The following is a 13,888-nucleotide window of genomic DNA, read 5'->3' on the forward strand; positions in this document are numbered from 1 at the left end:
CAGTCGTGATATCGCTGCCACTATTACGCTCTGATCAAGTCATCCAACTTGAGTCAGCGCAATATTCGATTTTTCGCGGAATTACCCTGCCTCCCCGAATTACCCTTCCTTGCGGAATTACCCTGTCTACTTTCACCAGCCCGGTAAAAGAACGAAATATTGGGATTCCATTTCGCAACAACTGGTAATTGACGGTCGCTGAAGCGTTGTTTCGCATCGGCTCTATATGTGAGGCAAATGGTTTTATCACCAACTTTACCGCTTGTTTGTTTACAACATCAGTTACAACCTCATTGAATTCGAACTCTGGCGTTAATGGTTTTGCATGTTGTCCTGGTCCGTATAGAGAGTCCCATGCTTGCCAATAAACTCTGAGGACATCGTTGAGATTAAATAAATCATCAAAAGGAATCTCGACGCGCACCCCTTCCCAGATAAACAAGGACTCCGGATCGTCGGGATAATTTTTATCACAACCGATATACCCCCAAAAGTCTGCGTCGGGAAAATCCGCCTCTTTCAAACGTTGCGGTGGCGCAACGATTGCGTATGTCAGGCGTCGTTTATCCGACGTCGTAGGGTTGATCGAAAGGACCTTATAAAACAACTCAAACGTCGCCACATCCGGTAGTTTCTCGGGAGCCACTGAAATACGAAACTCCACAGCGTCGTCCGCGACCCCATATTCGGCCCGGGCGACAACATCGGGGTTACCGACAATGAAGATCTCGACACGGTCTTTGCGCTCGCCAGAAACAGGAAAACTCAGCCAGCGGTCAATCACGCAGACGATGCCGACTTGTTTTGCGTCCGCCGGCAATGTTCCGGCCGGATCTTGGGGGTCAACTCCGTCCACTCGCGGAAGGCTCAGGAGCACAGCGGAATTCAATGTGCTGCTGGCAGTAATTGGCACTTTGGTCGGCATGGAATTTCTCACTGGCTGGTCATTTTGGCCTGAAGAAATTAAGCGCTGCTAATCGGAAACTGCCTACTGTCAGATCTGACAGGTCAAGTAACCGCCTGTCGGAAATTCAGCTTGCCATGAATGCTTTTGACGTACTTGAAGGTTGACGAGCCAGGGTTTGATAGTGTCTTCTGAAACCGGTTTCAGCGGTATTTCATATTGAAACGCTACCCTCCAAAAATAAGGTCTACCGAATTGAACGTCCTTTCCGCCGCTCAGCGCAGCCGCGTCACCATGCTTGATGTTGCCAGACGCGCAGGCGTGTCCAAGGCCAGCGTCTCGCGCTTCATCGGCGATGATCGCGCCCTGCTCTCCGATGCCATTGCCCTGCGCATCGAGCAGGCCATCAGCGAACTCGGCTACCGCCCCAACCAAATGGCTCGCGGCCTGAAACGTGGGCGCACGCGCCTGATCGGCATGCTGGTCGCCGATATCCGTAACCCTTATTCGATTGCCGTGATGCACGGGGTGGAAACCGCTTGCCGGGCGCACGGCTATAGCCTGGTGGTGTGCAACACCGACCGCGATGACGAACAGGAACGCCAGCACCTGGCGCTGTTGCGCTCGTACAACATCGAAGGGCTGATCGTGAACACCCTTGGCCATCACCGTGACGAACTGCATGAACTGCGCCGCGAGATGCCGCTGGTGCTGGTGGATCGCAAGGTCGACGGGCTGGACAGCGACATGGTCGGGCTGAATAACCCGCAAGCCGTGGAGATGGCGATCAGGCATTTGGAGCAGCGTGGATATCGGAATCTGGTACTGGTGACTGAACCGTATGACGGCACCAGTTCGCGGATCGAGCGGGTCAGCAGTTTTCAGGCGCAGATTGCCCAGCGCTCGGCGCTGACCGGGGCGGTGCTGGAAACCGGCGATGATCTGAGCGCACAACTTCAAACCTTCTTGAATACCCCCGGCAATGGCCCGAAAGCGCTGTTTTGCGCCAATGGCGTGGCGGCGTTGGCGACCACGACGGCGTTGCGGGCGATGGGGGCGCGGTTGTTCGAGGATGTCGGGCTGATCGCCCTCGATGACCTTGATTGGTATCCATTGGTGGGCAGCGGGATTACTGCGCTGGCTCAGCCGACGGCAGAGATTGGCGCGCGGGCGTTTGAGTGTTTGCTCAAGCGCTTGCGTGGGGATGATGAGGTGGCGCGGGTGGTGGATTTTGCGCCGGTGCTGGTGGAGCGTGGGTCGACCCGTGAGGTTGCTGGTGTTTGATCTGACGCTATCGCTGGCAAGCCAGCTCCCACAGTGTTCGAGTCGTACACAAAGGCTTGGTACACCTCTAAACCTGTGGGAGCTGGCTTGCCAGCGATGAGGCCCAGAAGGACATCACAGAAATACCTGATATTTTTTTGAACAAAAATGAAACCGGTTTCAGAGGTCAATAACAATGAATAAACCCGCCGTTTCCATCAGTCTGTCCAGCTACGGTGCCGAGCTCGTGCGCCAGCGCGGGCAGGATTTTTTCATCGACGTGCTCGCCGCCGCCGGTGCCGATCGCATCGAATGGCGCGAAGAATTACTGACCCGCGAAGTGCCCGCGCAACTGAGCGCCGCCACTCAAGCGCAGGGCCTGCAAAGTATTTATTCCTCGCCCACTGAGCTGTGGCTCGCCGGCCAGTCGCGGCCCAATCCTGAGCTGATCAACGCGCTGCAAAACGCCGAAGCGTTCGGCTCGAAATGGCTGAAGGTTTCTCTCGGCTACTTCACCGATAACAATGATCTGCAAGCCCTGGCCGAACGCTTGAAGCACAGCCCGGTGCAGTTGCTGGTCGAGAACGACCAGACCTTGCACGGCGGGCGCATCGAACCGTTTCAGCGTTTCTTCGCCGCCGTCGAGCAGCACAACTTGCCGATCAAAATGACCTTCGACATCGGCAACTGGCAGTGGCAGGACCAGTCCGCCGCGAATGCTGCGCGCCTGTTGGGCCGGCACGTCGGTTACGTGCATTGCAAAGCCGTTGCCCGCCGCCCGGACGGCAAACTGGTGGCGGTGCCGCCGGCCGTCAGTGACCTGCATCTGTGGGAACAACTGTTGCGGCACATGGCCCAAGGCGTTATGCGCGCCGCCGAATATCCGTTGCAGGGCGAGGATCTGGTGCAACTGACCACCGAGCACGTCGCCGCCCTCGCCCGCCTCGGCCAATCGCGTCTGGAGCCTGCTCATGTCTGAGATCGATATTCTGTCGTTCGGCGAAACCATGGCGATGCTGGTCGCCGAGCAAACCGGTGATCTGGCGGCGGTCGAGCACTTTCACAAGCGTATCGCCGGGGCCGACAGCAATGTCGCGATCGGGCTGTCGCGCCTGGGTTTCAACGTCGCGTGGCTGAGCCGGGTCGGCAATGATTCGCTCGGGCGCTTTGTGGTCGAGACCTTGATCAAGGAGGGTCTGGACTGCAGTCACGTCGACGTCGACAAACAGCACCCGACCGGTTTCCAGTTCAAATCGCGCAATGACGATGGCAGCGACCCGCAGGTCGAGTATTTCCGGCGCGGTTCGGCGGCCAGTCATCTGTCCCCCCAGTCGATCACGGCCAGCCTGTTGAGCGCCCGCCATCTGCATGCGACTGGCATCCCGCCGGCGCTATCGGCCTCGACGCGGGAGATGTCCTTTGAACTGATGACACGCATGCGCAATGCCGGGCGCAGCGTGTCGTTCGATCCCAATCTGCGTCCGAGCCTGTGGGCCAGCGAGCGCGAGATGATCGGCGAGATCAACCGCCTCGCCGCCCTCGCCCATTGGGTGCTGCCGGGTTTGAGTGAAGGCCGTTTGCTCACCGGTTTCGAAGACCCGGCGGACATTGCTGCGTTTTATCTCGATCAAGGTGCCGAAGCGGTGGCGATCAAGCTTGGGCCGCAAGGCGCTTATTACCGCACGCATCTGGCATCGGGGTTTGTCGCCGGTGTGCCGGTGGCGCATGTCGTCGACACGGTCGGTGCCGGTGATGGTTTTGCGGTGGGGATGATCAGTGCCCTGCTTGAGCACCAGAGTTTTGCCGAGGCGGTGCAGCGTGCGAACTGGATTGGCAGTCGGGCGGTGCAGAGTCGCGGGGATATGGAGGGCCTTCCAACCCGGGCTGAACTCTTCAGCGAATTTGAGGCCGCCATCGCTGGCAAGCCAGCTCCCACAAGGGTTGGTGGTGGCAATGCAATCTTTGACATACCCGAGATCCCTGAGGGAGCTGGCTTGCCAGCGATGAGGCCCTGACAGGCAACCGATTCATTGAACCTGCTGCGACAAAAACAACAAGCTCAGGAGCAAGACCATGAAAACCGCAACCCTCGCCGCCCGCCGCTGGTGGTACATCATGCCGATTGTGTTCATCACCTACAGCCTGGCGTATCTGGATCGCGCCAACTACGGCTTCGCCGCCGCATCGGGCATGGCCGAAGACCTGATGATCACACCGGGCCTGTCATCGCTGCTCGGGGCGCTGTTCTTCCTCGGTTACTTTTTCTTCCAGGTGCCCGGTGCAATCTATGCGCAAAAACACAGCGTGAAGAAACTGATTTTCGTCAGCCTGATCCTTTGGGGCGGCCTCGCCACCCTGACCGGCGTGGTCTCCAACGCCTATTGGCTGATCGTCATCCGCTTCATGCTCGGTGTGGTCGAAGCGGCCGTGATGCCGGCGATGCTGGTGTACCTGTGCCATTGGTTTACCCGTGCCGAACGCTCACGGGCCAACACCTTCCTGATCCTCGGCAACCCGGTGACGATGCTGTGGATGTCGGTGGTTTCAGGCTATCTGGTGCAGCATTTCAGCTGGCGCTGGATGTTCATCATCGAAGGTTTGCCGGCGGTGCTGTGGGCGTTTATCTGGTGGCGTCTGGCCGATGATCGGCCGGCGCAGGCCAAGTGGCTCAACGACCAAGAAAAGCACGATCTGGAAAGTGCTCTGGCAGCCGAACAGGTCGGGATCAAAGCGGTAAAGAACTACGCCGAGGCGTTCCGCTCGCCGAAGGTGATCGTCCTTGCGCTGCAGTTTTTCTGCTGGAGCATCGGCGTTTACGGCTTTGTGCTGTGGCTGCCGTCGATCCTCAAGGCTGGCGCACAAATGGACATGATCGAGGCCGGCTGGCTGTCGGCGCTGCCGTACCTGGCGGCAGTGATCGGCATGCTCGCGGTGTCGTGGGGCTCGGACAAACTGCAAAAACGCAAACGCTTTGTCTGGCCGCCGCTGCTGATCGCGTCCATCGCTTTCTACGGCTCTTACGCCTTGGGCACCGAGCATTTCTGGTGGTCGTACACGCTGCTAGTGATTGCCGGTGCCTGCATGTACGCGCCGTACGGACCGTTTTTCGCCATCGTTCCGGAGATTCTGCCGGCCAACGTGGCGGGCGGCGCGATGGCGTTGATCAACAGCATGGGCGCCCTCGGTTCGTTCGGCGGTTCGTATCTGGTCGGCTACCTCAATAGCTCAACTGGTTCGCCCGGTGCGTCGTACCTGCTGATGAGCGGCGCGCTGATGTTATCGGTGGTGCTGACGATTTTTCTCAAGCCCGGCGCAAGCGATCGCGTCGTGGCCAAAGCCGCTGCCACGCGTCCCGTGCCGGCTCATTCCTGAAGAGATGCTTGCCATGAAAAAACACGTTGTGTTGTACAAGAAACTCTCGCCAGTGCTGATGGCGCGACTGCACGAACGGTTCGACCTGACGCTGATCGACAGCCTCGACAGCGACGGCCTGATGAAACTGCGCGACGCCCTGCCCGGCGCCCACGGTTTGCTTGGCGCCAGTCTGAAACTGGATGCGGCACTACTCGATCTGGCACCGAAGCTGGAGGCGATTGCCAGCGTCTCGGTGGGCGTCGACAACTACGACATCGACTACCTGACGCGGCGCAAGATCCTGCTCAGCAACACGCCTGATGTGCTCACCGAAACCACCGCCGACACCGGTTTCGCGCTGATCCTCGCCACCGCCCGGCGCGTGGTGGAACTGGCGAACATGGTGCGCAGCGGCCAGTGGCATCGCAATATCGGCCCGGCGCATTTCGGCACCGATGTGCATGGCAAAACCCTGGGCATCATCGGCATGGGCCGCATCGGTGAAGCGTTGGCCCAGCGTGGGCATTTCGGGTTTGGCATGTCGGTGATTTACACCAGTCAGTCGCGTAAACCGGCGGTCGAGGCGCGGTTTGATGCGCAATATCGCAGCCTTGAAGAGCTGCTCCAGCAGGCCGATTTCATTTGCCTGACCTTGCCGCTGACCGCGCAGACCGAAGGCTTGATTGGAGCTGAGGAGTTTGCGCTGATGCGTCCGCAAAGCATCTTCATCAACATTTCGCGGGGCAAAGTGGTGGATGAGGCGGCGATGATTGAAGCGCTGCGTCATCAGCGCATTCGTGCGGCGGGATTGGATGTGTTCGAGCGTGAGCCGTTGCAGCATGACTCGCCGTTGTTGCAACTGAATAATGTGGTGGCGACGCCGCACATGGGCTCGGCAACGCATGAGACACGCGAAGCGATGGCGCGCTGTGCGGTGGAGAATCTGTTGGCGGCGCTGGCTGGGGAAAAACCTGCGAATCTGGTGAATCCATCGGCTTGGCAGGGCTGAATTAATCGGTGGCTGTCATGCCGCCTTCGCGAGCAAGCTCGCTCCCACATTTGAAACGCATTCCCCTGTGGGAGCGAGCTTGCTCGCGAAGAGGCCGGTACAGGCAACACAAAACCATCAGGCACTGCGCGCCTGTAACAGCTGCGCCGCACACAGTGTAATCCGCGAGCAGGCGTCCGCCAGTTTGACCCGATCGACCACCAGCCCGATGCGAATATGCCCCGCTGCACTGGGCCCAAACGCCTCACCAGCCAGCACCGACACGCCGTAATTTTCCAGCAAGCGCTCGGCAAACGCTTGAGCGCCTAACCCGGTCTGGCGCACATCGACCATCACGAACATGCCGCCATCCGGGCGGATCGGTTGCAAACCCGGGCAGCCCTGCAGCCGCTCGCAGACCAGATCCCGGCGCAAGCGATACTCCTCGCGCATCTGCGCCACTTCCGGCAGGTCCGTTTCCAGCGCAACCTGCGCGGCTTTCTGCACGAATTCCGGCAAACCGAACAGCATGCTCAACGACAGATTCACCAAGTGTTCGGCCAACGCTTTTGGCCCGATCGACCAACCGATCCGCCAGCCGGTCATGGCGTGGGATTTCGACAGGCTGTTGATGGTCGCCGTGCGCTCCGCCATGCCCGGCAGACTCGCCGGGCTGATGTGCTCGCCTTCGTAGAGCAAATCGCTGTAGACCTCATCGCTGATCAGCCATAAGTCATGACGAATGCACAGCGCCGCCAGTTCCTGCCAGATCAGCAGTGACAGGCTCGCGCCGCAGGGGTTGTTGGGACTGTTGAGCAGCATCGCCCGGGTCTTGCCGGTGATGCGTGCAGCGACATCGGCGGGGTCAACGCGAAAGCCGTTTTCCGGACGCACCGGCACCGGCACCACGGTCGCCCCGCAGGCGCCGAACACGCCTTCGTAGGTGACGTACATCGGCTCGGCGACAATCACCTCGTCCCCCGGATCCAGCAGGCATTGCGCCACTGAATACACCGCGCATTGCGCCCCCGGCAGCACGATCACGTGGTCGGCATCGACCGCCTGACCGCAGCGTCGCTGATGCCGCCGGGCAATCAGTTTGCGCAAGGCCAAGCGGCCGCGCACTTCCGCATAATGCGTATCGCCGGCCAGCAGACTGTCGATGGCACCGTGGACGATCGGCAGCGGTGTATCGAAATCCGGATCGCCCACACTCAGCAGCAGGACATCGACGCCCTCAGCGCGCAACTCCAGCGCTCGGTCGTGAATCTGCCAGGCCGCTGCGCCCTCCCCGGCGATTCGTTGAGTCAAGGCTGAATAGCGCATGCACGTCTCCTGTTTGCGCAATCTCCAGCCTTCACCCTATCTCAAATCACAAAACGCGCCACCATGGCGTTCAAATCCACCGCCAGACGCGACAGCTCATGGGTGGCGGCGCTGGTCTGGTTGGCCCCGGCAGCCGATTGCGTAGCCAGATCGCGGATATTGACCAGATTACGGTCAACTTCGCGGGACACTTGCGCCTGTTCTTCGGAGGCGCTGGCGATCACCAGGTTGCGCTCGTTGATCTGATGAATCGACTGGGTGATCTGCTCAAGGGCGACGCCGGCGGCGCGGGCCATTTCCAGGGTGGTCTGGGTGCGCTGGTTGCTCTGCTGCATCGACGAAACCGCTTCACCGGTGCCGTTCTGGATGCCGGCGACCATTTTTTCGATTTCCTGAGTCGATTGCGCGGTGCGATGGGCCAGTGCGCGCACTTCGTCTGCCACCACCGCAAAGCCACGACCCGCCTCACCGGCACGCGCCGCTTCGATGGCTGCGTTGAGCGCCAGCAGGTTGGTCTGTTCGGCGATGGCGCGGATCACGTCGAGCACTTTGCCGATGTCCCGACCCTGCGCCGCCAGGCCTTCGATCATTTGCGCGGTGCTCTGCACGTCGTGGGTCATGGTCTGAATCGCGTCGACGGTTTTCACCACTTGATCGCGGCCTTCACGGGCGGCCTGGGTCGACTGGTTCGAGGCCTCGGAGGTTGAGACGGCGTTACGTGCAACCTCTTCCACGGCGACGGTCATCTCGTTGACGGCAGTGGCGGCCTGTTCGATTTCGTTGTTCTGCTGTTGCAGGCCACGGGAGGCTTCTTCGGTGACCGCGCTGAGCTCTTCGGCTGCGGCGCCCAGTTGGGTGGCGGAGCCGGCAATCTGTTCGATGGTCTTGCGCAGGTTGGTCTGCATCGTGGCCAGGGCCTGCAGCAGTTGCGTGGCTTCGTCCTTGCCGTCGATTTCGATGGCTTTGCTCAAATTGCCATCGGCAATGGTTTGCGCTACCAGCACCGCCCGGTTCAACGGCGTAACGATGCTGCGCGTCAGCAGCAATGCCAGCAATATCGTCGCCAACGCAGCAATCACCGCGACAATGATGATGCCGGTAATGGCGCTGTCGTAATACTCACCCGCCTGAGTGGAGGCGACTTTGGCACCCGCTGCGTTGATCGCGATCAGCTTGTTGAGCTGCTCGCCCATCTGGTCGGTGCCTTCCTTGATCTTTGTGTTAATCAGGGTACGCATTTCCTCGACCTTGCCCTGACGCGACAAGTCCATCATCTGGTTTTGTGCTTGCAGGTAATTGTCGAGCGTCGTCGCGAATGCCTGGTACAGGGCACGCTCCTCGGCTTCCGCAGGCAATGCCGCGTAGCTGGCCTGAGCACTGCGTACCTTGTCCACCAACACGCCAATCCGCGTCTGCGCCTCTTGCAGGCCGGCCGGCTCGCGGTTGACCAGAATGCGGAACGACAGAATCCGCAGGCGCAACACGTTTTCCGTCACCACGCCAAGGTAGGTGACGCTGGGCAGTTGATTGGTATCCATGTCGATGGAGGCCTGGCGAATGATCGACATGCGATTGACGGCGAACACGCCAAGGACAATCACCAGCAAGGCGATAAAGGCAAAACCGAGGAAGGCACGGGGCGCGATTTTCAGATTACGCAAAGACATGGTTGGACTCTCGGATAGAGGTAGCTGCGAGCGTCCTTGCCGTCATCACCAGTCCTTGGAGCGGGACCGGTCTGGCGTCACGGTTCAAGGGAATCTGTGTGCGCCTGATCTCTGTATCGGCCAGGCTTTAGGAAGGTTTCATGTAAAACGGAACTATTTTTCAAGGTGTTACAGCGATGAAACACCGTGAGCGTTTGAGCAAAGTCGGTGGTGAGGGAGCTTGCTCCGGCTCGGCTGTGCAGCAGTCGCAAGACCATTGAACACGGTGGATCTGAAGGATTGACACCAAGAGGGTTGGGGCTGCTTCGCAGCCCGGCGCGAGCAAGCTCCCTCGCCACAGGTTAATCAATGCTGATCAGGCTGATTCTTGGCCATCTGCCAGACACGGGCGATGTCGGCCGCACGTTCACGCAGCAATCGCGGCGCTTCGGCGCAGGCCTGCTCAAGGGGCATCGGCCCGCTGGTAACGGCGAATGCGGCATCAATGCCGTGGCCGTAGAGTTCCTGATAGCCCTCGCCAAGAGTGCCGGCAATGACGATCACCGGAACCTGCTGCTGTTTGGCAATCCGCGCCACGCCAAACGGGGTTTTGCCGCGCAGGGTCTGCGCATCGAAACGGCCTTCGCCGGTGATCACCAGATCCGCGCCTTTCACCGCTTCGGCGAGGCCCACCAGTTCGGCGACCACTTCCACGCCGGCCCGAAATTGCGCGCCCAAAAACGCCTTGGCAGCAAATCCCAGACCACCGGCTGCACCGCTGCCCGGTTCATCACGCACGTCTTTGCCCAAGGCGTGTGCACAGTGTTCGGCAAAAAGGCCCAGCGCCTGATCCAGTTGCTGCACTTGGGCGGGCGATGCACCTTTTTGCGGGCCGAAAATCGCTGAAGCACCGTGCGGACCGCAGAGTGGATTGTTGACGTCTGCGGCGATGTCGAAGCGCACGTGGGCCAGACGCGGGTCCAGGTCGCTCAGTTCCAGACGCGCCAATTGCGCCAGTGCCAGACCGCCCGGCACCAGCGACTGACCTTGCGCATCCAGCAGTTTCACCCCCAGCGCCTGCATCGCGCCGGCGCCGCCGTCGTTGGTCGCGCTGCCGCCAATCGCCAGAATCACTCGTTGCGCGCCAGCATCCAGCGCCGCACGGATCAACTCACCAGTGCCGAAGGTGCTGCTGATGCAGGCGTCACGTTGCCCCGGCGGCACCAATTGCAAACCGCTGGCCTCGGCCATCTCGATGATCGCGGTGTGATTGTGCGGCAACCAGCCCCACGCCGCGTCCACCGGCACGCCCAGCGGGCCACGCACGCGACTGCGGCGCCGTTCGCCTTCGCACGCGGCGAGAATCGAGTCGACCGTGCCTTCACCGCCATCGGCCATCGGGCATTTGACCAGCGTGGCTTGTGGCCAGACTTGCGCCAGGCCCAAAGCAATGGCCTCGGCGACGCCCTGGGCACTCAGGCTGTCCTTGAACGAATCGGGGGCGATGACGATCTTCATGCGAATTCTCCAGTTCCAATGCTCCTCATGCTGCCAGTCAGCCCGCGCATTGACGCCTGTCCGCTGCACAAGCGCTGTGGGCGTTTATTGTTCATTTTCACAAAGGCCCTAAAATCGAGGGTGAATGTTCCGGCCCTATCGCTGGCAAGCCAGCTCCCACAGGGAACTTCAGTGACCATGAATTTTGTTACCACTGCAGAGACTGTGGGAGCTGGCTTGCCAACGATGGCGGCAGCAAGAACAACTCATGCCGCAGGATCAGTCTGGGGCAGGAGTTGCACGCCGAGATACAACGCCAGCATCCCGTCCAGCCTTAACGGATCAACCCCACTCAACTCGGCAATCCGCTCCATCCGGTAACGCAAACTGTTGCGATGAATCCCCAGCGCATCCGCACACGCCTGGCTTTGCCCGTCGTGCTCGCACCAACTGCGCAACGTCGCCAACAACTGGCCGTTGCCGTCCTTGGCGATGACCTTGCGCAACGGCTTGAGCAATTCATCCAGCGCATCGTCATTGCGATGCCGCCACAGCATCACCGGCAGCCGATAACGATTGAGCGTCAGCAAACGCGAGTGCGGCAGCACCTCTCGTCCATACGCCAGAAGATCGCCGACCCGCCGATAGCAACGGCGCAACCCGACCAGCCCATCCGCCTGCCCGCCCACGGCGATGCGCAAAATATTCCAGCCCAGGCCGTCGAGCTTTTCCAGCAAGCGGTCAGATTCGACGTTGTGGCTCGCCGATCGACACCACAACAGCGACGACTTTGCCGAACTCACGCACCAGCTATCGGGATAACGTGAGGTCAGCCAGGCACTCAGGGCCTCGACGGTCTGCCCCGGGCCGTGCTCCAGACCCAATTCGAACAGATACGGCACCCGGGTCAATTGCGGTTTGAGACCGAGTTGCTGCGCCTCGTCGATCAGGCGTGGCGAATCCCCCGCCTCGCTGAGCAACAGCGCCAGCAAGTCATCGCAACGCTGACGGCGCCATTGCTGTTCGGCCTGTTGATTGCGCTGGCCAACGAGCATTTCCGCGGTCATGCGCACCAGTTCGGCGTAAGTGCGCAACTGCTCCGGCTCGCCGGTGATGCCGAGCACGCCGATCAAGCGCTGATCGAGCAACAGCGGCAAATTGATGCCCGGCTGCACGCCTTTCAAATGCACGGCGGTCTGCGCGTCAATCTCCACCACCCGACCGTTGGCCAGCACCAGTTGTGCGCCTTCGTGGCGGGTGTTGATCCGCTCCGGCTCGCCACTGCCGAGGATCAAGCCCTGGCTGTCCATGACATTGACGTTGTAGGGCAAAATGGCCATGGCACGGTCGACGATGTCCTGGGCGAGGTCGTGATCGAGTTCGAACATAAGCGCTGGAATCCTTGAAAACAGGCACGGACAGGTTGTTCACCCGCACAGGGTCTGGCGGCAAACCCTGTGCTCAGGCACAAAGACAATCCGGCCACCGGTGGCCGAGACTCTCAGGGCGATCAACGTTACCCTTTGCATCGCCAAAAATCATAATAAAGAGAGAGCCGCTATGTCGCACAGCGCCGCAGCTACCCAGACCATCGCAGACGATAAAAACGCCGTCTACAAACGCATCACCCTGCGTTTGATCCCCTTCATCTTCATCTGCTACCTGTTCAACTACCTCGACCGGGTCAACGTTGGATTTGCCAAACTGCAGATGCTCGACGCCCTGAAATTCAGTGAAACCGTCTACGGCCTCGGTGCCGGGATTTTCTTCATCGGCTACGTGCTGTGCGGCGTGCCAAGCAACCTGGCCCTGACCCGATTCGGTCCGCGGCGCTGGATTGCCTTGATGATGATTACCTGGGGCACGTTGTCGACCTGCCTGCTGTTCGTCACCACGCCGACCCAGTTTTACACCCTGCGCCTGTTCACCGGTGCGGCCGAAGCCGGGTTCTTCCCAGGCGTCGTGCTGTACCTCTCGCAGTGGTTCCCGACCTTCCGCCGGGGGCGGATCATGGCGCTGTTCATGTCGGCAATTCCAGTGTCCGGCCTGCTCGGCAGCCCGTTCTCTGGCTGGATTCTCAATCACTTCGCGGCGGGTCAGGGCGGTCTGGCCGGCTGGCAGTGGATGTTCCTGCTGCAAGGCATCCCGACGGTGATCCTCGGTGCCCTCGCCTATTTCCTGTTGAGCGACAGCTTCGCCAACGCCAAATGGCTGAGCCCGCACGAGCGTGCAGTGCTGGAGGCCGATCAGGCCGAAGACCTCGCGAACAAACCGAAAACCACCTCCGATTCGTTGATCGCGGTGTTCAAGAACCCGGCGATCTGGGCCTTCGGCCTGATCTATTTCTGCATCCAGAGTGGCGTGTACGCGATCAACTTCTGGCTGCCGTCGATCATCAAGAACCTCGGCTTCAGCGACAACCTGGTGATCGGCTGGCTGAGCGCGATTCCGTACCTGCTGGCAGCGGTGTTCATGCTGGCGGTCGGGCGATCGGCGGACTTGCGCAAAGAGCGTCGCTGGCATTTGGTGGTGCCGATGCTGATGGGCGCGATCGGTCTGGTGATCGCGGTTAATTTCGCCGCCAACCCGGCGATTGCGATTCTCGGCCTGACCATTGCGACCATGGGCGCGCTGACCGGCCTGCCGATGTTCTGGCCAGTGCCGACGGCGATGTTGAGTGCCGGTGCTGCCGCCGGTGGCCTGGCGTTGATCAACTCCATGGGACAAATGGCCGGATTTCTCAGCCCTTATCTGGTGGGTTGGGTCAAGGACACCACCGGCTCCACCGATGCGGCGTTGTACCTGCTGGCGGCGGTGATTGTTGGCGGCAGTCTGCTGGCGTTGCGCATGACCCGCACATTGCGCGCCTGATCACGTTGTAAAACGCAAAAGATCGCAGCCTGCGATCTT

General features: G+C 60.4%; 11 protein-coding genes. 6 read left to right on the top strand and 5 right to left on the bottom strand.

Going from position 1 to position 13,888, the window contains the following annotated elements:
• Positions 1–34: 34 nt before the first annotated feature.
• Complete coding sequence (locus tag K5Y35_RS22535; RefSeq protein WP_222832997.1) at positions 35–925, bottom strand: hypothetical protein; 891 nt, start codon at positions 923–925, stop codon at positions 35–37.
• 234 nt (positions 926–1,159) lie between these two features.
• On the opposite strand from K5Y35_RS22535, the gene K5Y35_RS22540 reads away from it, so the two are divergent.
• The 5 genes from K5Y35_RS22540 to K5Y35_RS22560 all read left to right on the top strand — a co-directional run bounded on the left by K5Y35_RS22540 (position 1,160) and on the right by K5Y35_RS22560 (position 6,530).
• Entirely contained in the window at positions 1,160–2,188 is a 1,029-nt protein-coding gene (locus K5Y35_RS22540) for a LacI family DNA-binding transcriptional regulator (protein WP_315985703.1), read from the top strand.
• Between the two features lie 175 nt (positions 2,189–2,363).
• Positions 2,364–3,146, top strand: coding sequence for a sugar phosphate isomerase/epimerase family protein (locus tag K5Y35_RS22545; RefSeq protein ID WP_222832998.1), 783 nt, complete (start codon positions 2,364–2,366; stop codon positions 3,144–3,146).
• Positions 3,139–4,182, top strand: a complete 1,044-nt coding sequence (locus K5Y35_RS22550; protein ID WP_222832999.1) for a sugar kinase — start codon at positions 3,139–3,141, stop codon at positions 4,180–4,182. Before K5Y35_RS22545 ends, K5Y35_RS22550 begins: the two co-directional genes overlap by 8 nt.
• 58 nt (positions 4,183–4,240) lie before the next feature.
• Positions 4,241–5,539 (top strand): MFS transporter, encoded by a 1,299-nt coding sequence (locus tag K5Y35_RS22555; protein ID WP_123468427.1) that lies wholly within the window; start codon positions 4,241–4,243, stop codon positions 5,537–5,539.
• Between the two features lie 13 nt (positions 5,540–5,552).
• Entirely contained in the window at positions 5,553–6,530 is a 978-nt protein-coding gene (locus K5Y35_RS22560) for a 2-hydroxyacid dehydrogenase (protein ID WP_222833000.1), read from the top strand.
• A 117-nt stretch (positions 6,531–6,647) separates the two neighbouring features.
• On the opposite strand, the gene K5Y35_RS22565 is transcribed toward K5Y35_RS22560, so the two are convergent.
• The 4 genes from K5Y35_RS22565 to K5Y35_RS22580 all read right to left on the bottom strand — a co-directional run bounded on the left by K5Y35_RS22565 (position 6,648) and on the right by K5Y35_RS22580 (position 12,366).
• On the bottom strand, positions 6,648–7,835 hold the full coding sequence (locus K5Y35_RS22565; RefSeq protein WP_123468424.1) for a pyridoxal phosphate-dependent aminotransferase: 1,188 nt from the start codon (positions 7,833–7,835) through the stop codon (positions 6,648–6,650).
• A gap of 41 nt (positions 7,836–7,876) precedes the next feature.
• Positions 7,877–9,502 carry a methyl-accepting chemotaxis protein gene (locus K5Y35_RS22570; protein ID WP_222833001.1) on the bottom strand — a complete coding sequence of 542 codons (1,626 nt, stop codon included), beginning with the start codon at positions 9,500–9,502 and terminating at the stop codon, positions 7,877–7,879.
• Between the two features lie 345 nt (positions 9,503–9,847).
• Positions 9,848–10,999: a glycerate kinase gene (locus K5Y35_RS22575; RefSeq protein ID WP_222833002.1), complete on the bottom strand. Its 1,152-nt coding sequence runs from the start codon at positions 10,997–10,999 to the stop codon at positions 9,848–9,850.
• A gap of 245 nt (positions 11,000–11,244) precedes the next feature.
• Positions 11,245–12,366, bottom strand: coding sequence for a sugar diacid recognition domain-containing protein (locus K5Y35_RS22580; RefSeq protein WP_186745942.1), 1,122 nt, complete (start codon positions 12,364–12,366; stop codon positions 11,245–11,247).
• A 172-nt stretch (positions 12,367–12,538) separates the two neighbouring features.
• Between K5Y35_RS22580 and K5Y35_RS22585 the strand changes: the two genes are divergently transcribed.
• A complete protein-coding gene (locus K5Y35_RS22585) occupies positions 12,539–13,849 on the top strand; it encodes an MFS transporter (protein WP_222833003.1) in 1,311 nt (436 codons plus the stop codon).
• Positions 13,850–13,888 lie beyond the last annotated feature (39 nt).

This window comes from Pseudomonas sp. SC3(2021) (genome assembly GCF_019856535.1).
Taxonomy (GTDB): Bacteria; Pseudomonadota; Gammaproteobacteria; order Pseudomonadales; family Pseudomonadaceae; genus Aquipseudomonas; species Aquipseudomonas monsensis.